This window comes from Kiloniella majae, assembly GCF_002118315.1.
GTDB lineage: Bacteria > Pseudomonadota > Alphaproteobacteria > Kiloniellales > Kiloniellaceae > Kiloniella > Kiloniella majae.
In genome coordinates this window covers 63,014-87,010 of the sequence record NZ_MTSZ01000006.1, presented here as the reverse complement: position 1 = coordinate 87,010, position 23,997 = coordinate 63,014, and the positions used below count along the sequence as shown (strand labels likewise).

Here is a 23,997-nt window from a genome sequence, read left to right as displayed (position 1 = left end):
GATCGAATATTTTAACAGTGATATCCCATGTCTGAAAATCCATCGAAGTCCTTGCGCATGATATGCTTTGTTCTTGCGACATTGCTTGTTGTCTTTCATATCGGTTTGATTTTTTCAGGCTTGGTTCCCAATCTCGTTAGCCGCCCCCTTCATCTTGCTTTTATTCTTCCCTGGGTTTTGATCCTCGGCAAGCAAACTGACGCGATATCACGTATCACAGGGGCCATCATTGCCACAGCAGGTATCGGGGCAGCCCTGTGGATTACCTTTAATCACAATCTCCTAAGTGACCAATACGGTTTTCTGGAAAACGATTTCCAAATAGCAATTGCCGTGACCCTACTTTTCGTTGTTCTCGAAGCCGCAAGACGTGCCATTGGCTGGCCCTTGCCCATTGTAGCAGCACTCGCGCTTCTTTATGGCCTGTTAGGGCAACATATACCTGGTGAATTTGGTCACGCCGGCACACCCATAAAAAGCTTTCTGGGCACCCTGACAATCGCCGAAGGTGGAATTTGGGGCAGCTTAACCGGGGTTTCCGTCAGTGTTGTTTCTATTTTTGTCATTTTTGGTGCTGTATTAAACGCGGGCGAAGCAGGACAAGGGTTTATGAATGTTGCCGCTGCGGCTGCCGGACGTTTAAAGGGAGGGGCGGCCAAGGTATCTGTCATTTCCTCGGCCCTGTTTGGTTCCATATCCGGATCAGCCTCTGCAAACGTAGCATCAACAGGCGCAATTACCTTGCCCGCCATGACACGCCTAGGTTACCCCAAGCGTCTTGCAGCCGCCGTTGAGGCCGTTGCCTCTTCGGGGGGACAGATTATGCCACCGTTAATGGGGGCAGGGGCTTTTGTGATGGTTGAGCTCACCGGCACTCCCTATACCAGCATTATGAGTGCAGCAATACTACCTGCGATCCTCTTTTTCCTCGCAGTCTGGGTTGGTATCAATGCCTATGCCCGTAATCAGGATCTCAAGGGCATTGAAGACAAAGACAGACCAAATACAAAGGACGTCTTTATTACATCTGCATTCTTTCTGGTTCCCTTTAGTGTTTTGCTTTTGGGCATGTTTTATTTCAGCTACACACCTCAGTACGCAGCATGTATGGCTATTATTGCTGGGTTTTTGCTACTCTTTTTCACAAAAAAGCTCACATTCGACTTAAAACAAACTCTTTATCGAATTGAAAATGCTGTTATTAACTCAGCTAAACAGGTATCCATGATCGCTGCGATCATACTCTGTGCCTCTATCATAATTGGCGTACTTTCAATTACAGGTCTGGGCGTAAAGATTACCTCACTAATTCTATCGGGGTCTGGTGGCTTACTGTGGCCTTCGCTCTTTCTAACAGCTTTGGCCTGCCTGATACTGGGTATGGAAGTTCCGACCACCGCAGCCTATGTAATATGTATATCAGTAGCAGGCCCGGCGTTAACGCAACTCGGTCTGGCACCTCTTCAGGCACACTTGTTTGTTTTCTGGTTTGCCTTGCTTTCAACAATTACCCCACCCGTCTGTGGAGCCGTCTTTATCGCCGCCGGTATGATCGGGGAAAACTGGTTAAAGGTAGCTTTAACGGCAATGGCTTTAGGTGTCGGTCTCTATATTATCCCACTGGGCATGATCGCGAACCCCGATATCCTCAGCCTTTCGGAAACACCGCTTCTGGCTCTGGTGTCATTCATACAGATTGGCCTTGGGCTAACCTGTATTTCATATGGTTTAATTGCCGTGAAATCTGTGATTTATAAATTAGGTCTTATCCTATTTGGCATTATCATTATCTTTGCTCCCGGTTTAGTCCTATGATTTCATATCATGAGAAAACTTTACATGTTCAAAAAGTTAATGGGCACCTAGAAGGAACATATTTAAAATCTGATACAACAAACCAAATGGAACAAATCGTCTTGATTATACCCGGATCGGGACCAACGGATAGAAACGGTAATAATCCGCTGGGTGTATCAGCAGGAACCTATAAACTTCTGGCAGAAGACCTTGCTAAAAAGGGTATAAGCTCACTCAGAATTGATAAAAGAGGCCTTTATGGGAGCAGCTCTGCAACAGAAAATCCAAACAATGTTACCGTAAATGATTACGTCGAAGATATCATTGATTGGATCAGTCTAATCAAAGAGAAACTTGGCTGTAAAAACATTTGGCTATTAGGGCACAGTGAGGGCGGTCTAATAGCACTAAAATCAACCCTAATTTCACCAACATGCTCATCAGGCCTTATTCTTGTTGCCACATCAGGTGTATCTTTCGGGCAGTTATTGAGAAAACAAATCAACCAAAATCTTTCGAACACAACGGTTATGAATGATGCCTTTGTTATCATAGACCAACTTGAAAACGGTCAACACGTTGAAATGTCTTTATATGACACCTCACTTCAACAATTATTTGCCCCTGTTGTTCAGGACTATCTTATTGATTTAATGTCTCATGAACCTGTCGAACTCATATCAGAAATTAACATCCCCACACTGATCCTCCAAGGAGATCAAGATATTCAGGTTTCTGTTGAAAATGCGAACAAACTAAAGAAAGCCCAACCGAGATCGAAACTCGTTATACTTAACGGTGTAAATCATATTCTAAAACAGCCGAAGGTCCAGAAAGACAAAGCTCTAACAATTAGTGAAAACCTGGCAAGTTATAGAGATCCTAAGCTTGAACTAGCTCCCAAAATCACCAAAGAAATCTGTCAATTTATCATTGATCAAAACTGATAAAAAACGCAAAGCCCTATAGCATTTTTATTTAATGCTCACAGGAATCTGTTTTAAGTAATTTATCATTATTGACAGGATCAAGTTTCCTGAAGTACTGGTAACTTCTTATTCTACAGGAGTTATGGTTTATGGATTGGGAAAAAGTATTTGCCACGCGGTCTTCTCGTATGAAGGCGTCCGAAATTCGGGAGTTACTCAAACTTCTGGACCAACCAGACATCATCTCATTTGCTGGCGGTATTCCTGATCCCGCACTGTTCCCAACGGAAGAATTTCAACAGGCCTTTACCAACACACTCACTGGTGACAAACAGACAACTGCTTTGCAGTATTCTGTAAGTGAGGGCTATGTCCCATTGCGACAGTGGATTGCCAAACAAATGGAAGGTCTTGGTATTCCCTGTAGCATTGATAACATTCTGATTACATCTGGATCACAGCAAGCACTGGATTATCTGGGCAAACTATTACTGTCGCCGAATGATACGGCACTCGTTACATGGCCAACCTATATGGGCGCGCTTGGGGCCTTTAATGCTTATGAGCCCCATTACGATCGTTTGGTTGCGAATGGCAACCGCTCTGCGAAAGAATATCAAGAAGCCGCCGAGGAAAAGAATAGCAAAGTTAAGTTCGCCTATATGTCTGTAGATTTCGCAAACCCAACCGGGGAAACTCTTGATCGTCCCGGTCGTGAAAAATTGCTGGATCTGGCAGAAGAGCTTGATATTCCTGTTATTGAAGACGCTGCATATCAATCTCTTCGGTATGACGGCGAAGCAATTCCACCAATTCTGGCCCTTGATATTCAACGTAAGGGACATATTGACGAAACCCGAACGCTCTATTGCGGTAGTTTTTCTAAAACACTTGCGCCAGGTTTAAGAGTAGGGTGGGTCTGTGCTGCTCAGTCCGTGATCAGCAAGCTCGTCTTAATGAAACAGGCTGCAGATCTACATAGTTCAACGATTAACCAGATTGCCATCCACGAAGTTGCGTCCAAAGGTTTTGATAAACAGGTCGCCAAGATTTTTACTGCTTACTCAACCAGACGTGACTGTATGCTTGCCGCACTGGAAGAACACATGCCCGAGGACGTAAGCTGGGCAAAGCCTGAAGGCGGGATGTTTATCTGGTTAACCCTGCCCAAACATCTGGATGGGGCTGAATTGCTGGCTAAATCAATCGAAACGCAACGCGTCGCTTTTGTTCCCGGACATGCATTCTACGCAGATGGATCGAACCGCAACACGATGCGTTTGAGCTTCTCTCAGGCAAACGAAGAAACGATCAATGAAGGTATCCGCAGATTAGGCCTTTTGCTGAAATCGGTATAATTAGCGACTACAATTTGTATCTGTATAAAAAGGCGCGTTCTTTTAAGTACGTGCCTTTTTATTTAAGCAATTAACTACAATAGATTAGCTAGTTGCTTTAATAAATGAATTGAAAAATTAATAGTCTGATAACAGATTCATTAATTCACCAAAGGATCACCATCAACAGTTACGCCGTATGACCTTACGATCTCGTTATAACGACCTGATTCTTTTATCGTTTTCAATGCAATGTTAAACTTGTCGCATATTTCCTGTTTCGCAAAAACAGATCGGAAATGGCTGGGTGGAAACAATTCATGATAAGTTACAACAGGGTTTTCTGTTCCATTATTTTTAGCAAAATTACGACTAAACCATTGGAAAATGTACTTATCCGCAATAATTACATCAGCCCGCTTGGTAAAGAGCATTTTGCTTTGTGTGTTTTGATCTCCAATTTCTCGATATAACCCATTATCCTTTGTTAAATCCTTGAAGTTCGGCCCCAAATAGTTACTGGCATTTTGAAAAGCGATGACTCGCTTGCCTTTCAAGCCATCAATACTCTTGATCTTTAAATTATTTGATTTCAGGGTAATAGCATAGTTTCGATAGGTTATATGAGAGTTTGTGTAACATCCCGGAAGATCATCTAACCCCGTAGACATGATGCCATCCATCCGCCCCGATCGAAACTCTGCAAGCGTTCGGGCGAGGGGGACGTATCGCGCCTTCATCCTGTACCCCGCGAGTTCAAGGGTTTCTTTGAGAATATCATATTCAATACCACGGTTTTCGCTCTGGATAATGTAGGGCGGTATTGATGATCCAACAGCAATTTTAAGTTCTTCTGCAGAAGCTTTTGAAACACATAAAGCGCATACTAGAACCCACATGAAAGTCTTCATCATTCAAATCCAATCAAAATAAAATCAGATTTTTGGCAACATGCACACTAACTGGTGCCTAGAGTTGATTCAATTTTTGAACTAATTCAACTCTACAGGCACATAAATTAAAATATTATTTAAAATAAAATTTCTAACCAAAATTCCTACTTTGTAGAGATAAATCGACAATCTAATGAATGTACTCTCCAAAAGCCTTAGAAATATATTTCATTTGTCCGGGATATAGTCACCTTCAAATTTTTTCAGGTTATCGTCAATTTGGTACCAGTCAGGTTTTGATTTGGTATGAATGTGAACTGTTGGCCGTATTCCCGGATCGTCATCCAATGCAGAAGCCGCAACGACATAAATATCACCAGTAACCATATCACCCAATGACGTCCCGCATTCTTTGCAAAAACATCGCTCTAGCGTCCATTCTGGTCCGGTTGGGACTTTTGCTATTTTTTCCTGACCAGCAGTGACTTTGAGATCATCTGCTTTGCCAATCAAGACAGCCGAAAAAACACCCGCAGCTTTACGACATCTTGAACAATGACAATAGCTTAACGAAGAGGGTTCTCCTGAAATTTTAAACTTAACCGCGCCACACAGACAACTTCCATTAATCATCTTACGTTCCTTCTACAAAATTTCCCAACACCAGAACGTAACATGAACAAAATTCATAAACAAACAACTTATCGCTAAACGACATAAGAAGCCTAACAGTCGGGACAGCTAAGGCAATAAACAGAGTAACAGCCTTATAAACAATTAATTCGCATAATCTATATTATGGAAAATTATTACTACATAAACGAAGTCAACTTTAGCGAAGACACTTTTGAAGCTTGGAAATTAAATCATTCCTCGGAAAAATATTTATTGTACAACACCTGGTACTCTTCTGTGGCTTTGTACTCTTCCATTTTGTCTGCAAAATAAACGCTGATGTTATCTTTCTCGGCCTTTCTTGAGAAACCGATATACATTGGGCGCTCAAGCACTGGCGGATCAATGATCGTAAATTTGTCCAGAATATCTGTATCTTTATAGGCTGAATAAAAATCACTGAGATAAACAATGCCAAGATCTCCGCGACCGTTAAGTAATAGATCTTTTAAACCATTAAGCGTCGGCGCGGCATATTTTTTGAGGTAATCGGCATTATCAAATTCATGCCCATAGGAAAAACCCGCTTGTGTCACGATACGATAGTCACGGAGTAATTCAAGATTACCATTGAATAGGATTTCTTTCTCTCGTGATTTTGGTACCACATAAACAATTTTTGCTATGTGAAGTATATTCCCGTCTATATAGCGTGTATCTTTTTCGCGCTCTGCCGTCCGTCCATAATAAGTAAAGGCATCAATTTTCCCTGCTTTGAGCATCTGTTGAGCCCGTTTAAAGGGATAGCGTTCAAAGGTTATTTCAAGGTTATTTTTCTGAGCGACAGCACGAATAAGCTCAATATGAAATCCAGTAAGCTTACCATCTTCCACAAATTCATAGGGCGGATAGTCTTCAGCACCAATGGCAAAAACATATTTTCCGGACAGCGAAGATCGCTCCTCAGCAGATAATATCCCTGCAGAAGCACTACAAAACCAGATAAGACAAAAGATACCAGGCAATAGACTTCTTATACGACATACTCCACTGATAAGACGCTTGTTTAAATGGTATCCGGCAACATAACATACGCACATATTACGTAAGAGATATTAATGAAATTTTATCGAGACCGACAAAGACTATAAACTAAATTACGTTTATCTTATTATAATCTACCATTTGATCACTTACAGCTATGCTGTTTCTATTATCTGCGTCAATTTCCCACGTTTATAATGCCTGTCTTAATCGCTACAATAATGCTGATTTATCCCTACCCCAAACAAAGGTTTCATGATGAAAGTAATTATTGCCGGCTCACGCACCATTAATGATTATAATGCTCTGGAAAGTTTTGTTGAGGGCGTCGACTGGCCCATAGAAGAAGTGGTATCCGGTGGCTGTCGCGGGGTTGATACATTGGGAGAGCAATGGGCTAAAAAAAACGACATCTCCAAAAAAGTACTTCATGCCGACTGGGTTAAATATGGCCGGGAAGCTGGTGAGCTCAGAAACCGGGAAATGGCAAACTATGCTGATGGATTAATCCTTTTATGGGACGGTAAAAGCCCCGGTGCGAGCTGTATGTTGAGAGAGGCAGCCAAGGCGGGCATAAAAATTCACCACCAAATATATGGCTTTGACTGGCAAGAAATGGAACAAGCCGAAAAAACCATTCTGGATTACTATTGGTCAGGTAAAGGGCGTCTTGTTTTCCAACATAGTCATTGGGAATGGGAAATTGCCAGTCCCGATGCCCCCGCCATACCGCAAGAAGCAATCAACGGCCTCATTGAACAAGGCTTTCTGAAAGAAGACACCATTACAGTGCTTAAGCCAGTACGAGAAGATTATCACAGTAAATTTGCCTAGAGTTTATTGGCTATATTGATGAACATTATCGTGATCTAAGAATAAGCTTATCCCCACGGAATTCGAAACTGGGGAATTTTTCCAAAAACGCCATCCCAAGTAAGGACGTTGACATTGGCGCCTGATTTATCGAAACGCGCACGTCTTGAAACTCTCTCTCACCCAGCGTCATTCGATAAACCTGAGCCGAGGCCCCTCTCCCGGTGCCGTTTGCCGTCTCGAAAATTCGGTTGAAAGTCAGCTTATCAAAGTCAAACCCCAAACGCTGTGCATCATCCGGGCTTAAAACAATTGAACTTGCGCCTGTATCAACAAGAAATTTAACACGTTCATCATCAACAAATGCTTCGATATAAAAATGCCCATCACTGGCGCGGGCAAACTCAAGATCACCAGCCTGATTTGTATAGCCCTGCCCCGGGACAAGATTGTTCGAAACCCGGTCCCATACATTCTCAAAGACATCGCGATAGCTATAGCCGACAAAAAGAACGATAAATATAACCACCCAAAGCCCGATATCCCGTAAATGTCTTGGTAAATCAGATTTTTGAAGCCGCCCAACACCAAGTATCGAAGACATAACAAGGAGTAAAATTGCAAGGCTTCGAACAAGATCTATCTGATCATCATCACTGCTAAGAGAACCCGGGAAACGATCAGCAAGAAAAAACACCCCCAGACCAGTTAAAACGATGAGAATGATAAAGAGCCAAAAAGCCGAAATACCCCCTCTCGAAGGTTTTCCCCCTTCCCCATTATCTGAATTCTTCTCAAACGGGTTAGGTTTTCGCTCAACCATGTCTCTTTTCGCCCTGTATAAATGCCTGTTTAAAATCTAGCATTTCACAAATAGGTATTTTCGTAAAAGCTTTAAAGTATTTCCTCAGGCACTTGATGTTAGAAGCTTTATCCCCAAAGCCCCCATCAAACCACCGGCAATGCGATCAATCCAACTCTTGGATTTAAGATATATCTGACGTGATGCTTTGGCTGAAAGGGCACAAGCCACCAGAACATACCACCCCGTTTCCACAAAAAGTAACGCTGGCAATAAAAGCGTAGGAAACCAGATAGACGTTTCTGTCGGCATAAAAACAGCAAAAACACCACTATAAATAAGTGCAGCTTTTGGATTACTAATCTGTGTCATAAAGGCAATATAAAAGGAGCGCGTTAGACTTTGTCCTGCCTGCGGTTGTGTGCTCCCCTTTTCTTCAGACATCAGCTTGTTTTTAGCTCCACGCCAAATTTTTATGCCGAGATAAAGCAAATAAAGACCGCCAAAAATCTTAAACGCGACGTACAGCCAAACAACCTGCATAAAAAGAAGGTGCAATCCAAGTAAAGCAAGCCCCGCAAAGACCAAAGCGCCAAGGCCCATGCCAACGGCCGCAGCTATTCCATGAGAGCGCGAGTTTGCCAAGGAGATTTGAGCCACCACAATAAAACTGGGCCCCGGGGTCATTGCACCAATAATGATCACACCAACAATACTCGCAATGGCTAACAACTCATCCACATCACTCTCCTGAAATGATCTTTGTTTCTCAAAGCTTTTTATTCACTTCCAAAAAAGTCAATCTATTTGGACCTATACAGGAAGAGATAAAATCCTGCGACAAAGTACAACCAACCAATCAAAATGCCCGGAAAGCGTATAAATTAAAGTACGAAGTTACGATACAAAGCTCAATATTCTATTTTGGTATTTATGCTGGAATAATGATTTTTTGAAATCAGCTAAATAATTAACTTTCCCAAACAGGCTTTTTACCAATCCGCTCAATAAGGAAGTCCATAAAGACCCTAACCTTCGGTGAAAGTACATTTGTCTTCGGATAAATCATCCAGAGAACAGTTTCATCTGCCCCACTATAATCCTGCATAATATGAACAAGCTCGCCTGAGACAAGTTCAGCATGCACACTCCAAAGAGAATTCATAGATATGCCAGCTCCTGCAAGTGTTGCGTTTTTTAAACTTAGTCCGTCATCAACAATTAACTGGCTGTTTGCGACACTAGGATCAAAGTTGCCGACCCGACCTTCCAATCCCTTTAAAGGACGGGTTTGCTGATCGCGAAATGCAATCAGTTTATGGTCATTCAGATCAGACGGCATTTCTGGTATGCCAGATTGCTCAAGATATGCGGGAGATGCGCAAAGAATACGTCTGTCATCCGCAAGCTTGCGTCCTTTGAGACTTGTGTCAGTCAATGGGGCGTTTCGAAGTGCTAGATCATAACTACCTTCAATCAGATCAAACTGCATATCGGAGAGCCTTAAATCCAATGTGAGCCCAGGGTGTGCATTCAAAAACTCCGGTATGATGGGGGCGATGTATAGCTGGGCAAATGTACTGGGCGCTGTAAATCGCAATGTCCCACTTATTTGTGTTTGGCCCTTGCCCAATACGGCAAAAGCAGTTTCTTCCTGAGTGATGATCTCTCTGGCAAAAGGTAAAAATTCCTCTCCTTCAAGTGACAGCGAGACTTTTCTGGTCGAACGATGAAGTAGTTCCGTCCCAAGTTGATGTTCGAGTTTGGCAAGTTTGGCACTTGAGACAGCTGGTGCCATACCTAACTGACGTCCTGCAGCACTGATATTAAGCAACTCACTAGCCAAAACAAAAAGACGTAGGTTTTCGGTATCCATAATTATATCCAAGATCGGAATACTGAATATAATTATCGCTCATTTATATCTAACAATAAAGACAATATCTTATTTCTTAGAAATTCCAGGACATCCTTCATTTTCAGTGCGTTTCATATACTCGAAAGAACAGATAATGATTCAGACAGCAACGGTTAATTACCACGTACACAAACCTGAACGGCAAGCGTTCCATTTGGATGCAGATGGTATCAAAGGAAATTTGATTTCCCCTGAATTGCGGACAGTAAATGTGCCTGTTGCAGATGCGCGTACCAAACGGGGATCAGTTTCATTTCCAAAGGATTCACTCGCCTTTGCTAACGTACCAACCAGTACGAATATCACGACCGAAGATAATTCTTGGCGAGAAATTTATGACCAAGAATTAACGACACTTCTGCAGGAAAAGCTGCGCGTCAAAGACGTCATAATCTTTGACCATACGATAAGAGAAGACGACCCTGATGCAGTGCGTCTTCCCGCACGTAATGTTCATAGTGATTACAGCGAAGATGGTGCAAGGCAAAGACTAATAGACATTCTGGGCGATGAACACGCTCATGAATGGAGCAAGGGGCATTACGCTTTTATCAATGTTTGGCGCCCACTTGAAAACCCCATAAATAGCGCGCCACTGGGATTTGTGCGTCCATCTAGCCTTGATGAACATGACTGGGTGCTTCTTGATCTCATTTATCCAGACAGAAGAGGGCAGATCATGGGTTTAGTTGAGAACCAGAACCATGAATGGATTTATCAATCTAAAATGACCCCGGACGAGATTGCAATCTTCAATATCTATGACAACCGTGGACTACCTTCCATTGCCCACAGCGCGCTTGATATGATTGAAGATGTAAACATCAATACAATTCGAAAAAGCATCGAGAGTCGAACACTCATTCGTTATTAAACGAGAGAGATAAATTATGCTCAAAAGAACGAACCCAGGCGAATTTCCGGTCATTAATCAAGCTTATAATACTGTCTTTGAACCGAATAAACTTAGTATCGGATTAGTACTTCCCATAGAAGCCTATCCCGTTGGTGCAGAGCCTGCGATGGAAACACACTTGGAAACAGCAAAACTCGCTGAAGAACTTGGTTTCTCTGCTCTTTGGTTACGGGATGTACCATTCAATGTACCGAGTTTTGGCGATGCGGGACAAATGTTTGATCCCTTCGTCTATCTCGGAACACTGGCAGCTGTTACAACGAATATTGCATTAGGGACCGCAAGTATCATTCTGCCGTTACGCCATCCTGCCCATGTCGCAAAGGCAGCAGCAACCGCAGACGTTTTATCAAGAGGACGGCTGTTACTCGGCGTCGCATCTGGTGATCGTCCTGAGGAGTATCCTGCCCTCCAAAAGAGTTTCATTGATCGGGGTGAACGGTTTCGGGATAGCTTTGATTATATCCGCGCAGTCGCCAATAGTTATCCGCATTACGAAGGTACGCAAGGTGTTCTCGCCGGCAACATTGACATGTTACCCAAGCCTGTTGGAGGACAGGTTCCAATACTCATTACGGGTGGTAGTCAGCAATCGCCTGATTGGGTTGCACAGAATGGAGATGGCTGGATGACCTATCCGCGTGACACGTCATCACAAGCGAGGGTTATCAAGGAATATCGAAGTAGAATTGCAGATGCAGGCACCCAGAACAAACCAGTGATGCAATCACTATATGTCGACCTACAGGACGACGCAGAGGCCCCTCCTCGCCCCATACATCTAGGTTTTCAATCCGGTGTCGGTTTTCTAAGAGAATACCTTACACAGTTACAAGAATTAGGCATCAATCACGTCGCGCTGAACCTACGATTTAATCAAGCCAATATCCAAACAACCTTACAACGTTTGGCAAACGAGCTGCTTCCTACATTTAAACATTAAAGGAAAATTTTATGAGCAAAACAATTCTCATTACAGGGTCAACGGATGGTATCGGTTTGCTAACTGCAAAGAAGCTGATCGCGAATGGGCACAATGTCTTGTTACATGGCCGAAGCGAGAAAAAGCTTAGCGATGCTGCAGCTGACATTGATGGTAATACAGAAACCTACTGTGCCGACTTATCCAGCATGAAAGGTGTAAAAACACTGGCAAGTGCGATTCAAAGTAACCATGAGACAATTGACGTCCTTATTAATAATGCTGGCGTATTTAAAATGCCAAATCCAGTTACTGATGATGGATATGATTTACGCATTATGGTTAACACTGCCGCGCCTTATCTTCTGACAAAGTTACTGCTGCCAATAATGTCTTCGGAATCACGTGTGATAAATTTATCTTCTGCAGCACAAACTGCTGTTGAGATGAAGGCATTTAAACCCAATGCAAATTTAAGCGATAACGCAGCCTATGGACAAAGCAAACTGGCACTCACCATGTGGTCCATGCATCTCGCAGCAACACTTGGCAACAACAGTCCCTCTATCATCGCGATCAACCCAGCCTCATTTCTAGCAAGCAAGATGGTCAAAGATGCGTATGGCATGCAAGGTAATAATTTGAGTATCGGGGCTGATATTCTTGTTCGTGCTGCCTTGAGTGATGAATTCGCCAACGCTTCCGGTCGCTATTTTGATAACGATCAGGGCAAGTTTTCTGACCCGCATCCTGATGCTCTAGTCGCGAGTAAAAATGAACACGTTACAAAAGCAATTGAGGCAATGCTTATTGAACTAAATTGAAGCGTTCATGTTGAACAGTACATTCGCCTAAAACGCGCCCTCCAAAAAAAACGGGCTTCGTCCTTAAGCAAGCCAAAGGATACCAAAATGCAATATGAAAACTTTCAAACATTTACAGTTGATGTCCAAAACGCCATCGCGACAGTTACGTTCAATTTTGGAACTGTCAACGTACAAGGGCAAGAGATGCTTGCTGACCTTAATAGCCTAGCCATGCGTTTGGAACGTGATCGTAAAACAAAGGTCGTAATCTTCCAGTCTGCAAATCCTGAAATATGGGTTTGTCATTATGACACGGAATTGCTGAAAGACATGTCAACAGAAGCTGTTTCAAGGGACGAAGCTCAGTTACTGGACCTTCAATCTATTTGTGAGCGCCTTAGTAAAGTTCCACAAGCCACAAATCGCCAAATTAGAAGGATTTGCCCGAGGTGGAGGACACGAACTAGCGCTTGCTCTTGATATGCGTTTCGCAGCTCGCGGGAAATTCAAGTTCATGCAGATGGAAGTTGGTATGGGAATTTTGCCCTGCGGCGGCGGAGCGTCTCGTATGGCACGCCAAACGGGATTGGGTCGGGCTTTGGAAATTATTTTGAGTGCCCAGGACTATGATGCAGATGACGCAGAACGCATGGGCACAATCAACAAGGCATTGGAACCAGAGGAAATTGACGAATACGTTGATAAACTGGCGCAACGGATCGCGCAGTTCCCTTCTGAATCCATTAATGCCTGCAAGCAAATGGTTTATGAATCGATCGATAAACCAATTGAAGAAGCGCTCAAGGCTGAAGCTTATTGGCTCTATCAGGCAACAAGTAAAACACCGGCAGTAAAACGCTTTACTATCGCGGATGAACAGGGCCTTGAACATGACATAGAAAACCAGCGAAACTGGAGTGAATTAGTCATGAAAGTTCAAGAAATTAACTGACTTTCGCAAATGGTATTAATCTTCCTAACAAAAGAAGGGGCAGCTAAAAGCTGCCCCTAATACTATATACACTCTGCATTTTTTTATTTTTTAAATCGCAAGATATTCCTGACGAAGCTCTTCATTATCCAGAACTTCCTGTGCTGTACCGTCAAAAACAACCTGTCCCATATCCAGAATAATGGCTCGATCTGCTAGATGAAGCGCAGCGATAGCATTCTGCTCAACAATAATTGTTGTAATACCGTGTGTTTTAATTTCCTGCAGAATTGATTCAATCTCATGAACAATCACTGGAGCCAACCCTTCATAGGGCTCATCAAGCAATAACAACTTCACATCCCGGGCCAGAGCACGTGCAACAGCAAGCATCTGTTGTTCTCCGCCCGACATCGTGATTCCTTCTTGGTCACGACGTTCAGCAAGACGGGGGAAATGCTGATAAAGACGCTCGATAGACCAACCAATAGGTTCCGCAATCTGGGCAAGTTCGAGGTTTTCTTCAACCGTCAGTCCCGGGATAATTCGACGATCTTCAGGAACAAGCGCAACACCGTTTTGAGCTGCTTCGAAATCCTTCATACGGTGGAGCGGTTTGTGGTCCAGCCATACTTCGCCTTGGGTCAGGACAGGATCAACAGCCCTGGCAATGGCACGAAGCGTTGATGTCTTACCCGCACCGTTTCGTCCAAGTAAAGCAAGGATCTCTCCTTCACGAACATCAAAGCTCACCCCTTGAACGATATAACTTTCGCCGTAATAGGCATGAAGGTCATGGGCCGAAAAGTATGCCGGCGCTGTTCCTTCACTTTTAATTGGTTGCATACGGCTCATAGATGTGCCCCCCCAAGATAAGCTTCCTGAACACGAGGATCGCCTTTAATCCCTTCCGGTGTTCCCTCTGCAATAACAGTTCCCTGTGCCATAACACTCACCTTGTCAGCCAAGGAAAAGACCACGTGCATATCATGCTCGATAATCACTTTGGTGATACCTCTCTCCCCGATACGTTTGAGAAGATCGATCGTATTATTCGTATCCGCACGGGACATACCAGCCGTCGGTTCATCAAGCAGCAAAAGTTTGGGATTTTGCACCAGGCACATGGCAAGTTCCAAACGACGTTTATCGCCACGAGACAGGCTGCCCGCATGCATATTCCGCTTATCGATCAAGCCCACATCCTCAAGCATATGCTCAGCACGCCCTATGATTTCACTGTCTTGGTCCGCACGTTTCCAGCCATTCAATTTGAAGGCACCATCCCGTGAAGCCAAGGTCGGGATAACCACATTATCCAGAAGTGTCAGATCACCAAAAATTTCTGGTGTCTGAAAGACACGGGAAACACCAGCCTGATTAATTTCATGTGGCTTAATTCCCAAAAGAGAATTACCGTTAAAATTAACGCTGCCGCTATCAGGAACTAACAAACCAACCAAACAGTTCAGAAAAGTGGATTTTCCGGCACCATTCGGGCCAATAATAGCGTGGACTGACCCCTCTTCCACATCAAGTTCGACTTTGTCCAGGGCCTTTAGACCACCAAAGCGTTTGTTCACATCGCGAACTTCAAGAATACCCATAATATTATCTCTCTATTCACCAGGTTGAACTTTGGCGGAGCCAACTGCATCGGCTTTACCATTTGTGCTATTATTTTTATTGCGAATGCGTTCATAGATCCGGCTAAAACCTTCTACTATGCCGCCTGGCAAGAAAATCACAATCAACATAAACAACATACCCAGCGTTAGGTGCCAGCCTTCGCCAACAAAAAGACTTAGGACAGCAACAGCACCATCCTGAAGAACTTCAGGCAGGAAGTCGAAAATCCCGTGGAGCACATTTTCATTGATCGCCGAGAAGATATTCTCAAAGTACTTGATAACACCTGCCCCGATAACAGGGCCGATCAAGGTGCCAACACCGCCAAGAATAGTCATAAGAACAACTTCACCAGACGCTGTCCACTGCATGCGTTCTGCGCCCGCAAGTGGGTCGGTAACAGCCATCAAAGACCCAGCAAGACCTGCATACATACCAGAGATCACAAAAGCAGTCAGTGTATAGGGGCGCATGTTTAGTCCCGTATAACTCATGCGATTTGAATTTGACTTTACGGCTCTCAACATCATGCCAAAAGGTGAGCGGAAGATCCGCATAGAGATATAAAACCCGATAATCATAAGTATGGCACAGAAATAAAACCCGGAATAACCACTCATTTCAATACCAAAGAAATTGGTTGGTGGAATACCGCTTGTTTCTGCAACACCGACAAGACTATCCAGCGCACGCGGATCATTCAGACTAAGCTGTAGCCCTGTTTCTCCATTGGTGATAGGCGTTAGAACAGAATAGGCCAAGTTGTAAGACATCTGAGCAAAAGCAAGTGTCAGGATTGAGAAGTAAATACCAGACCTGCGCAGGCTGATATACCCGATAACAACAGCGAATAGCCCAGAGGTAATGACCCCAAATATAACCGCGGGTACAACACTCATACTTAACAGCTTGAATGACCAAACTGCGGTGTAAGAACCAACCCCTAAGAAAGCGGCATGACCGAAGGACAAGTAGCCTGTCAAGCCAAAGAGAATGTTAAATCCAATTGCAAAAATTCCAAATATTGCAAAGCGTTGCAATAAATCAGGATAGCTTGCACCAATCGGCGCCAACCAAATTGGCATGGTAAGAACTGCGAAGGTAAAAATACCCATAAGCAGTAAATCTTTACGAGGCGTAGCAGTAATCATTGTATTAGGACTCCATCACGCCTTTGCGTCCCATCAAACCTCTTGGACGAACCAGAAGAATGACAACAGCAACAAGGAAAATTATAATTTGATCGATACCAGGCAGGATTTCTTTTACTTCATTCATCGAAGCAAATGACTGTAAAATCCCCAACAGGAACCCGGCCGTGACAGCGCCACCAAGAGATCCCATTCCACCAACAACAACAACCACGAAGGAGAGCACAAGGAAGTCCATACCAAGATGATAATCCGGCGGAACAATTGGTGTGTACATCACGCCTGCAAGACCAGACACAACAGCCGCAATACCAAAGACAATCGTAAACCTGCGTTCAATATTAATTCCGAGCAGGCCAACGGTTTCACGGTCTTGCATACCTGCGCGCACAACCATTCCAAAAGTTGTGAATTGCAAGAAACAGAAAACAGCAGCAATGATAACTGCAGCAAATAAAAGATACGTCAGGCGCCACCACGGATAAATCACTGAATCACCCAACCCAATGGCTGCACCAATATCAGCTGACCCGGTTAGCAAATCTGGTGGCGGCATTGGTACAGGATTAGCCCCGAAAAAGGCTTTAACTATTTCCTGTAAAACAATCGCCAAGCCAAAAGTGACAAGGATCTGTTCTGCATGTGTGCGCTTATAGAAAAAACGAATCAGACCACGTTCCATCGCCAAACCAACCAGAAGCATCACGGGTATAGCGAGTAAGATTGACAGCGGAACCGCATAATCAATAATCGCTGCCCCCGTTTCCCCGAACCAAATTTCAAGGTAAGGCACCTCTTTGAAAGCATCAAAAAAAGTAATGCTTTCATCTTTCACTTGTTTGGAAATGGTCAGAATTTTCTTAAGGGTAACGGCACAAAAAGCACCAAGCATAAACAGTGCTCCATGAGCAAAGTTCACAACGCCTAGCGTACCGAAAATCAGTGTTAATCCCAAGGCAATAAGAGCGTAAGATCCGCCCTTATCCAAGCCATTCAGGATTTGCAATACAAATGCATCCATCGTTCTATTTTCGCTGCTGTTTTCGCTCTACGATATAACCGAGATATCTTTTAGAGCTTTGCATCCCAATACAGTATCAGGGCTTACATAGTTTAAAGTTCTGGCCGCTCTGACGAGCGACCAGATTTTACAACGAGTAATTAAACTTCGTATGGGCCAAGTTCACCACCAAAGATAGATGGATCATACTCAACCTGGGCACGCGGAACTTCTTTAACAATTTCAAGAAGATCAAACTGTGTTGATGGGTTTGCATTACCCCGCACCACAAGCACGTCTTTAAAGCATTGGTGATCTGCTGCACGATATTCAGTCGGACCATTCCCCATACCATCAAAACTAAAGCCTTCAAGTGCTTTAATCACTTCTGGTGGATAGAATGTACCAGCCATTTCACACGCATTCGCATAAAGCAATGTCTGAACATAGCACGTATGGGCCGCCTGTGATGGTGGGAAACCATATTCCTGACCAAAGGACTTAACAAATGCTTGTGAACCAGCATCTTGCAATGCCCAGTTCCAGTTTGTTGTTCCAAGAATACCTTTGATATTTTCACCAGCACCTTGTGCCATTAGACGTGAGAAAAGCGGTACGATAATTTCAAAGTTTTTACCGTTAACTTGCTTATCACGCAGACCAAATTGTACGGCCTGAGTCAGTGAGTTGATCATATCCTTACCATAGTGATTCAGGATCAACACATCAGCACCAGAATTGAGAACAGGTGTAATGTACTGAGAGAAATCACCCGCACCCACAGGAGTTTTAACTGTATTTACAGTTTCCCAGCCTAGAGCTTCAGTGGTGTTTTTGATCGACTCTTCCTGTGTCCAACCCCAAGTATAATCAGCAGTCAGGTGATAGGCCCGACGCGCAGTACCCATTTCTTCTTTCAGAACCGGTCCCAGTGCAGCACCAGACATATAAGCGTTAAAGAAGTGACGGAACCCATAACGACGTTTGTCTTTACCAGTTGTATCGTTTGAATGAGTCAAACCACACATAAAGATAACGCCCATTTCCTGCGCCAAAGACTGTGTAGCAATCGCCACACCAGACGAAGAACCACCAGAGAACATGGTGACGCCTTCTTTTTCAATCATACGCTTGGCCGAAGCACGGGCTGCATCAGATTTCGTTTGAGTGTCACCAGTAACGTACTCGACCTTCTTCCCAAGAATACCATTTCCTTTCAAAGAACTTGGCTTCATGGTTGTCAACATACCACCATCACCTTCACCGTTAAGGTGCTTGACAGCCAACTGGTAGGCACGCAGTTCATCTGCGCCCTCATCAGCATATGGACCGGTCTGAGGCACGTTAAAGCCAAGCTTGATAAAAGACTGGCTGCTAGGATCATTCCGGAAATCAGCAGCATAAGCGCCTTTCACGAAAGAGTATGGTGTCGCACCACTAAAAACAGCTGCACCCGCACCTGCTGCGGCTGCACTTGTTAAAAGTTTGCGACGAGAAAGCTTAAATTTATTCGTTGTATTCGTCATGACAGTATTCGTCTCCCAAGAAGTATACTCATGCTGTTCATTTGTGCTGGATCGCACCCAATTACTTTTTTAGTTACTTTTTCGGCTCGTTAATTTTATTACGCCGTTATGTACAAAAGCATCCTCTTGTTTCGTAATTGGAACAACAGAACTTTAAAAACAACTCAAACTTTTGTTATATTTTTTACTTTATTGAGATTATTTTTGTAAAACATGAAAACAAATAAAAACCCGTAGCGAATATTTTCACTACGGGTTTTTATTAAGCCAGAAACTTATCTGTTTGAATCTTACTCATTTACAGATCTTAGATGCCCAATAAAGTCATGAACTTTACTTTCTAGCTGTTGCGCTTCTTCGGCAAGACCAGATGCAGATTTCTGTACCTGTTCTGCGGCTGTACCTGTTGTATTTGCCGCTTCACGCACCTGACTGATATTAGAAGAAACCTGGTCTGTACCGTTAGCAGCTTGTTGAACAGACTTGGTAATCTCAGCCGTTGCAGCTCCCTGCTCTTCTACTGCCGATGCAATCGCAGTCGCTACCTCATGGATAGAATCAATTGTCTTTGAAATACCATGAATGGCTTCAACGGACTCCCGCGTTTCCCCTTGAATAGAACTGATTTGCCCAGAAATCTCTTCCGTCGCTTTTGCTGTTTGGTTTGCAAGGGACTTAACTTCAGAAGCAACGACAGCAAAACCTTTGCCAGCTTCACCAGCTCTCGCAGCCTCAATGGTTGCATTCAACGCCAAAAGGTTAGTTTGTTCTGCAATATCGTTGATCAGTTTCACAACTTCACCGATTTTATCCGCAGCATTCGCAAGACCTTCGATTTTTTGATTGGTTCTGGACGTTTCTTCAACGGCATTACTTGCAATATCGGCAGAACGCTGTACCTGGCTGCTAATTTCATTGATAGACGCAGACAATTCTTCCGTCGCCGCTGCAACAGACTGCACATTGGCAGAAGCATCCTGAGCTGCATCTGTTACAACAGATGCTTGGCTGGATGATTGCGACGCTGCATTAGACATTGTCTCAGCCGAAGATCGCATTTCATGGGCTGAACTGGAAACAGATGAAATAATCTGCCCGACAGATTCTTCAAAATCATTGGCCATCTGCATCCGAGATTCCTGTCGCTCTTCCGAAGCACGTTTTTCGGCTTCAAGCTTTTCGGCCTCCATCTGGCTAACCCGCTCTGCATTAGCTTTGAACTGCTCAAGTGCACGGTTGATATCACCGATCTCATCACCACGATCTTGCCCCTTCACTTCAACGTTATAGTCCCCCTGCATAAGCGAGGTAATAACCGCCATACTGCCTTGCAAAGGATTACGAATCATAAAACGGGAAATAAGAAGAAGCGCAATAATCAAAATCAGAAGAAGCACAACGCCGCCAACAATTGTATATTGCTGTACTGCTTCAGCTTGTTGAGTTAACCGACTAATAGGTACATTGACAAGAACGGACCAAGGTGCTTTTGAATCTCTGATCTGTACCGGTACAAAAAGACGATACAAATCATTATCTTCCTTACCAAACACATCACCTTTGCCAATTAATGGCGCAGCTTCACCAAAAACAGGGTTTTCTGCGTTTAAATCTTTTCCCAGCTCTTCCTGATTTTCAAAAGCAACCCATTTGGCCTGATTGGAAATCAGATTAACTGAACTTCCCTCGTCGAAAGGCTGTATCTCATTAAAAGCAGCAGACATGTCATTGAGGCTCATATCAACACCGACAACGCCAATAAACTCGCCTTTATCATTTAAAATAGGATAAACAAATGAAGTCAAAAGAACATCAACGCCATCAATATCATAAACGATCGGCTCCATAATGATGGGTGCTTTGGTGTCTCTTGGAATAGTATAATACTCTGAAAAATTCGTCAGGAATGACAGCTTTATACCTTCACCAAAGTTGTAATAGTAGGTTGCATAACGACCATCTTCACCATTATAGCCTTCTTTAGAGTCCTTGTAGGTGTCATCCTTACCATCAAGTGCATTTGGTTCAAAACCCGCCCATGCACCAGCTAAATTCGGATTGGCCTCTAAAGACTGCCGTAAAACATTATGATAGGCTTGACGGTCTTCGGGATTAGTCGCCTGGATAGCTTTAAATGACTGTACAATTGAATGCGCGACAGTCATCGCTTGGTCTAATTGGTTTTTAACCTTCTCTGCTTCAACCTCACCGACTTCCTGGGCTTGTTCCAATGTAAGATCACGAACGGTTGTTTGCATTGTCCATGACATTAAGAAAATACTTATTGCCAAACAGACAACAACAATTAGGGCACTTGTTATTGTTAGTTTCGCGCTCAGAGATAGCTTGTTAAGCATCATTCAGTTCCATCATCCTACAACGACGCAATTATAAAATTTGCGTACATCTTTCAAGATATTCCACCGTTGGCATATCTGTGTTCACCGACACAATATCCAATGCGCCTTAAAAAGTAGTAAACTAATCTCCTCAACTACGCATAAAGCCGAAGAGCATGAAAAAGTGATTTTTCCAACCAAAAAGCCCGTGATGGAAACCTTCCATCACGGGCTTTTTTTTAAATATTTATCTCGGGAAACTAATCGTTTACTGACCTTAAGTGCCCAATAAAGTCATGAACTTTACTTTCTAGCTGTTGCGCTTCTTCGGCAAGACCAGATGCAGATTTCTGTACCTGTTCTGCGGCTGTACCTGTTGTATTTGCCGCTTCACGCACCTGACTGATATTAGAAGAAACCTGGTCTGTACCGTTAGCAGCTTGTTGAACAGACTTGGTAATCTCAGCCGTTGCAGCTCCCTGCTCTTCTACTGCCGATGCAATCGCAGTCGCTACCTCATGGATAGAATCAATTGTCTTTGAAATACCATGAATGGCTTCAACGGACTCCCGCGTTTCCCCTTGAATAGAACTGATTTGCCCAGAAATCTCTTCCGTCGCTTTTGCTGTTTGGTTTGCAAGGGACTTAACTTCAGAAGCAACGACAGCAAAACCTTTGCCAGCTTCACCAGCTCTCGCAGCCTCAATGGTTGCATTCAACGCCAAAAGGTTAGTTTGTTCTGCAATATCGTTGATCAGTTTCACAACTTCACCGATTTTATCCGCAGCATTCGCAAGACCTTCGATTTTTTGATTGGTTCTGGACGTTTCTTCAACGGCATTACTTGCAATATCGGCAGAACGCTGTACCTGGCTGCTAATTTCATTGATAGACGCAGACAATTCTTCCGTCGCCGCTGCAACAGACTGCACATTGGCAGAAGCATCCTGAGCTGCATCTGTTACAACAGATGCTTGGCTGGATGATTGCGACGCTGCATTAGACATTGTCTCAGCCGAAGATCGCATTTCATGGGCTGAACTGGAAACAGATGAAATAATCTGCCCGACAGATTCTTCAAAATCATTGGCCATCTGCATCCGAGATTCCTGTCGCTCTTCCGAAGCACGTTTTTCCGCTTCAAGCTTTTCGGCCTCCATCTGGCTAACCCGCTCTGCATTAGCTTTGAACTGTTCAAGTGCACGGTTGATATCACCGATCTCATCACCACGATCCTGTCCAGACACTTCTACATTATAGTTTCCTTGCATCAGAGACGTGATAATGGAGATTGACCCTTGTAGCGGGTTACGAATGATTAAACGTCCCAGTACAAGCAATGCAATAATTAGAACAACGAGTAACGCGATACCTCCAATAACTGTGTATTGTGCCATTGTCGTGGCATGTTCTGTTAGTTTGTGCGTCGGTACATTAATAAGAACAGACCAAGGTGCCTCAGAATCTCTGACATTCAGTGGAATAAAAAGTCGATAAATATCACCGTCACTTTGCTCAAACGCTTCGCCTTTTTCAACAAAGCTGACGGCCTTTTCAAGGACTTCATTTTTATTTTTTTCATCAACAAGTGGTTTTCCAAGTAGCTCAGGATCACTGTGAGCCACCCATTGGCCATTGTTTGAAATCAGATTTACGGTCCCGGTTTCAAAAGGGGTCAGCTTATTAAAAGAAGCTGCCATATCATTCAGGTTCATATCCACCCCAACAACTCCGAGGAAGTTGTTATTATTATCCAATATGGGATAAACAAAGGACGTCAGAGTTACAATATTACCCTCAATATCATACCCGATAGGATCAACAATAACTGGTTGCTTAGTCCTTTTGGGAAGATAATACCAGTCAGTATCCGGCGTTGTTTGATCTTCGTCATAGGCCGTAATAACTGACGGCAAAACACCTTTACCAAAATTATAGTAATAAGTCAGATATCGACCGCTTGGGTTATCATCGTTAACGTAATCACTATCTTTACCGTCCAGGGCATTTTTCTCATACCCGGCCCAAGCCCCCGCTAGAACAGGGTTAGTCGATAAGGTTTGCCTTAAAACTTCATCGTAGGCAGAGCGATCTGTTATCCCTTTCTCCCTTAAACCTATAAAGGTTTGAGTCAAAGAGTGCGCTACAGTCATACCGATATCAAGTTGACGCTGCACTTCTTTGGCTTCGGCTTCACCGATAGCTCTGGCTTGATCGAGTGTTAAGTTGCGAACAGTATTTTCCGTTGTCCGCGCCATCAGAAAGATACTGACGACCAAACAGACAACAACAATTAATGCGCTGTAGAGTGTCAGTTTTGCGCTTAATGATAATTTATTTAGCATATCGGTAGTTCCATCTTCCCCAAACAGCCAGACACGATAACGCCCTAAGAACTAATCGTGACACAGCAAGATAAATTTGATTATTGCTGAATTACTGAAGAGGAAGAGTAACTTCTGGATATTAAAAAGCGGTAAATCATCCCAATAGATATTACTAACGTTCTGCCGCATATAGTTTGATTATCTTCGTTCTCAGAACATGAAATATAGAAAAATCAAAAATTGGAAAATTAATCACATTATTTTTTGCTCTATGTATATTTGAGTTTTAGATTGAGAATGCC

Annotated in this window: 21 protein-coding genes; 8 read left to right on the top strand and 13 right to left on the bottom strand. The window is 43.5% G+C overall.

Features of this window, described 5'->3' with window-relative positions; genetic code table 11:
• The first annotated feature begins 27 nt into the window (after positions 1-27).
• From BKB51_RS16180 to BKB51_RS16170, 3 genes are all read left to right on the top strand, one after another.
• On the top strand, positions 28-1,815 hold the full coding sequence (locus BKB51_RS16180) for a TRAP transporter permease (protein ID WP_198946777.1): 1,788 nt from the start codon (positions 28-30) through the stop codon (positions 1,813-1,815).
• A gap of 86 nt (positions 1,816-1,901) precedes the next feature.
• A complete protein-coding gene (locus BKB51_RS16175; protein WP_158090257.1) occupies positions 1,902-2,744 on the top strand; it encodes an alpha/beta hydrolase in 843 nt (280 codons plus the stop codon).
• A 131-nt stretch (positions 2,745-2,875) separates the two neighbouring features.
• Positions 2,876-4,084: an aminotransferase-like domain-containing protein gene (locus BKB51_RS16170; RefSeq protein ID WP_085902162.1), complete on the top strand. Its 1,209-nt coding sequence runs from the start codon at positions 2,876-2,878 to the stop codon at positions 4,082-4,084.
• 140 nt (positions 4,085-4,224) lie between these two features.
• On the opposite strand, the gene BKB51_RS16165 is transcribed toward BKB51_RS16170, so the two are convergent.
• The 3 genes from BKB51_RS16165 to BKB51_RS16155 all read right to left on the bottom strand — a co-directional run bounded on the left by BKB51_RS16165 (position 4,225) and on the right by BKB51_RS16155 (position 6,596).
• Positions 4,225-4,962 carry a substrate-binding periplasmic protein gene (locus tag BKB51_RS16165; protein WP_158090256.1) on the bottom strand — a complete coding sequence of 246 codons (738 nt, stop codon included), beginning with the start codon at positions 4,960-4,962 and terminating at the stop codon, positions 4,225-4,227.
• A 222-nt stretch (positions 4,963-5,184) separates the two neighbouring features.
• Positions 5,185-5,589, bottom strand: a complete 405-nt coding sequence (locus BKB51_RS16160) for a GFA family protein (protein ID WP_085902160.1) — start codon at positions 5,587-5,589, stop codon at positions 5,185-5,187.
• Positions 5,590-5,822: 233 nt separating this feature from the next.
• A complete protein-coding gene (locus BKB51_RS16155; protein ID WP_158090255.1) occupies positions 5,823-6,596 on the bottom strand; it encodes a substrate-binding periplasmic protein in 774 nt (257 codons plus the stop codon).
• Between the two features lie 274 nt (positions 6,597-6,870).
• On the opposite strand from BKB51_RS16155, the gene BKB51_RS16150 reads away from it, so the two are divergent.
• Positions 6,871-7,449 carry an SLOG family protein gene (locus tag BKB51_RS16150; protein ID WP_085902158.1) on the top strand — a complete coding sequence of 193 codons (579 nt, stop codon included), beginning with the start codon at positions 6,871-6,873 and terminating at the stop codon, positions 7,447-7,449.
• Between the two features lie 25 nt (positions 7,450-7,474).
• On the opposite strand, the gene BKB51_RS16145 is transcribed toward BKB51_RS16150, so the two are convergent.
• The 3 genes from BKB51_RS16145 to BKB51_RS16135 all read right to left on the bottom strand — a co-directional run bounded on the left by BKB51_RS16145 (position 7,475) and on the right by BKB51_RS16135 (position 10,106).
• Positions 7,475-8,251 (bottom strand): TIGR02281 family clan AA aspartic protease, encoded by a 777-nt coding sequence (locus tag BKB51_RS16145; protein ID WP_085902157.1) that lies wholly within the window; start codon positions 8,249-8,251, stop codon positions 7,475-7,477.
• A gap of 84 nt (positions 8,252-8,335) precedes the next feature.
• Positions 8,336-8,971: a LysE family translocator gene (locus BKB51_RS16140; RefSeq protein WP_085902156.1), complete on the bottom strand. Its 636-nt coding sequence runs from the start codon at positions 8,969-8,971 to the stop codon at positions 8,336-8,338.
• A 229-nt stretch (positions 8,972-9,200) separates the two neighbouring features.
• Positions 9,201-10,106, bottom strand: a complete 906-nt coding sequence (locus tag BKB51_RS16135) for a LysR family transcriptional regulator (protein ID WP_085902155.1) — start codon at positions 10,104-10,106, stop codon at positions 9,201-9,203.
• 136 nt (positions 10,107-10,242) lie between these two features.
• Between BKB51_RS16135 and BKB51_RS16130 the strand changes: the two genes are divergently transcribed.
• From BKB51_RS16130 to BKB51_RS16115, 4 genes are all read left to right on the top strand, one after another.
• Positions 10,243-11,022 carry a CmcJ/NvfI family oxidoreductase gene (locus BKB51_RS16130; RefSeq protein ID WP_085902154.1) on the top strand — a complete coding sequence of 260 codons (780 nt, stop codon included), beginning with the start codon at positions 10,243-10,245 and terminating at the stop codon, positions 11,020-11,022.
• Positions 11,023-11,038: 16 nt separating this feature from the next.
• Positions 11,039-12,007, top strand: coding sequence for an LLM class oxidoreductase (locus tag BKB51_RS16125; RefSeq protein ID WP_085902153.1), 969 nt, complete (start codon positions 11,039-11,041; stop codon positions 12,005-12,007).
• An 11-nt stretch (positions 12,008-12,018) separates the two neighbouring features.
• A complete protein-coding gene (locus BKB51_RS16120) occupies positions 12,019-12,810 on the top strand; it encodes an SDR family NAD(P)-dependent oxidoreductase (RefSeq protein WP_085902152.1) in 792 nt (263 codons plus the stop codon).
• A 370-nt stretch (positions 12,811-13,180) separates the two neighbouring features.
• Positions 13,181-13,744, top strand: coding sequence for an enoyl-CoA hydratase/isomerase family protein (locus tag BKB51_RS16115; RefSeq protein ID WP_198946776.1), 564 nt, complete (start codon positions 13,181-13,183; stop codon positions 13,742-13,744).
• Positions 13,745-13,834: 90 nt separating this feature from the next.
• Here BKB51_RS16115 and BKB51_RS16110 read toward each other — a convergent pair whose 3' ends face one another.
• The 7 genes from BKB51_RS16110 to BKB51_RS16080 form a co-directional block, all read right to left on the bottom strand.
• Positions 13,835-14,578, bottom strand: a complete 744-nt coding sequence (locus tag BKB51_RS16110) for an ABC transporter ATP-binding protein (RefSeq protein WP_085902151.1) — start codon at positions 14,576-14,578, stop codon at positions 13,835-13,837.
• Positions 14,575-15,330, bottom strand: coding sequence for an ABC transporter ATP-binding protein (locus BKB51_RS16105; RefSeq protein WP_085902150.1), 756 nt, complete (start codon positions 15,328-15,330; stop codon positions 14,575-14,577). The genes BKB51_RS16110 and BKB51_RS16105 overlap by 4 nt, the downstream gene beginning before the upstream one ends.
• A 12-nt stretch (positions 15,331-15,342) precedes the next feature.
• Positions 15,343-16,503 carry a branched-chain amino acid ABC transporter permease gene (locus BKB51_RS16100; protein ID WP_085902149.1) on the bottom strand — a complete coding sequence of 387 codons (1,161 nt, stop codon included), beginning with the start codon at positions 16,501-16,503 and terminating at the stop codon, positions 15,343-15,345.
• Between the two features lie 4 nt (positions 16,504-16,507).
• Positions 16,508-17,524 (bottom strand): branched-chain amino acid ABC transporter permease, encoded by a 1,017-nt coding sequence (locus BKB51_RS16095; RefSeq protein WP_085902148.1) that lies wholly within the window; start codon positions 17,522-17,524, stop codon positions 16,508-16,510.
• 140 nt (positions 17,525-17,664) lie between these two features.
• Complete coding sequence (locus BKB51_RS16090) at positions 17,665-19,029, bottom strand: substrate-binding protein (protein WP_179187962.1); 1,365 nt, start codon at positions 19,027-19,029, stop codon at positions 17,665-17,667.
• Positions 19,030-19,319: 290 nt separating this feature from the next.
• A complete protein-coding gene (locus BKB51_RS16085; RefSeq protein ID WP_085902147.1) occupies positions 19,320-21,389 on the bottom strand; it encodes a methyl-accepting chemotaxis protein in 2,070 nt (689 codons plus the stop codon).
• Positions 21,390-21,628: 239 nt separating this feature from the next.
• Positions 21,629-23,713 (bottom strand): methyl-accepting chemotaxis protein, encoded by a 2,085-nt coding sequence (locus BKB51_RS16080; protein ID WP_085902146.1) that lies wholly within the window; start codon positions 23,711-23,713, stop codon positions 21,629-21,631.
• Between the last annotated feature and the right edge of the window lie 284 nt (positions 23,714-23,997).

Excerpts from the sequence above, each read along its gene's own strand:
- BKB51_RS16180 (WP_198946777.1), top strand. The coding sequence starts at position 28 with ATGTCTGAAAATCCATCGAAGTCCTTGCGCATGATATGCTTTGTTCTT.
- BKB51_RS16175 (WP_158090257.1), top strand. The coding sequence starts at position 1,902 with ATGGAACAAATCGTCTTGATTATACCCGGATCGGGACCAACGGATAGA.
- BKB51_RS16170 (WP_085902162.1), top strand. The coding sequence starts at position 2,876 with ATGGATTGGGAAAAAGTATTTGCCACGCGGTCTTCTCGTATGAAGGCG.
- BKB51_RS16165 (WP_158090256.1), bottom strand. The coding sequence starts at position 4,962 with ATGTGGGTTCTAGTATGCGCTTTATGTGTTTCAAAAGCTTCTGCAGAA.
- BKB51_RS16160 (WP_085902160.1), bottom strand. The coding sequence starts at position 5,589 with ATGATTAATGGAAGTTGTCTGTGTGGCGCGGTTAAGTTTAAAATTTCA.
- BKB51_RS16150 (WP_085902158.1), top strand. The coding sequence starts at position 6,871 with ATGATGAAAGTAATTATTGCCGGCTCACGCACCATTAATGATTATAAT.
- BKB51_RS16145 (WP_085902157.1), bottom strand. The coding sequence starts at position 8,251 with ATGGTTGAGCGAAAACCTAACCCGTTTGAGAAGAATTCAGATAATGGG.
- BKB51_RS16135 (WP_085902155.1), bottom strand. The coding sequence starts at position 10,106 with ATGGATACCGAAAACCTACGTCTTTTTGTTTTGGCTAGTGAGTTGCTT.
- BKB51_RS16130 (WP_085902154.1), top strand. The coding sequence starts at position 10,243 with ATGATTCAGACAGCAACGGTTAATTACCACGTACACAAACCTGAACGG.
- BKB51_RS16125 (WP_085902153.1), top strand. The coding sequence starts at position 11,039 with ATGCTCAAAAGAACGAACCCAGGCGAATTTCCGGTCATTAATCAAGCT.
- BKB51_RS16120 (WP_085902152.1), top strand. The coding sequence starts at position 12,019 with ATGAGCAAAACAATTCTCATTACAGGGTCAACGGATGGTATCGGTTTG.
- BKB51_RS16110 (WP_085902151.1), bottom strand. The coding sequence starts at position 14,578 with ATGAGCCGTATGCAACCAATTAAAAGTGAAGGAACAGCGCCGGCATAC.
- BKB51_RS16105 (WP_085902150.1), bottom strand. The coding sequence starts at position 15,330 with ATGGGTATTCTTGAAGTTCGCGATGTGAACAAACGCTTTGGTGGTCTA.
- BKB51_RS16100 (WP_085902149.1), bottom strand. The coding sequence starts at position 16,503 with ATGATTACTGCTACGCCTCGTAAAGATTTACTGCTTATGGGTATTTTT.
- BKB51_RS16095 (WP_085902148.1), bottom strand. The coding sequence starts at position 17,524 with ATGGATGCATTTGTATTGCAAATCCTGAATGGCTTGGATAAGGGCGGA.
- BKB51_RS16090 (WP_179187962.1), bottom strand. The coding sequence starts at position 19,029 with ATGACGAATACAACGAATAAATTTAAGCTTTCTCGTCGCAAACTTTTA.
- BKB51_RS16085 (WP_085902147.1), bottom strand. The coding sequence starts at position 21,389 with ATGATGCTTAACAAGCTATCTCTGAGCGCGAAACTAACAATAACAAGT.
- BKB51_RS16080 (WP_085902146.1), bottom strand. The coding sequence starts at position 23,713 with ATGCTAAATAAATTATCATTAAGCGCAAAACTGACACTCTACAGCGCA.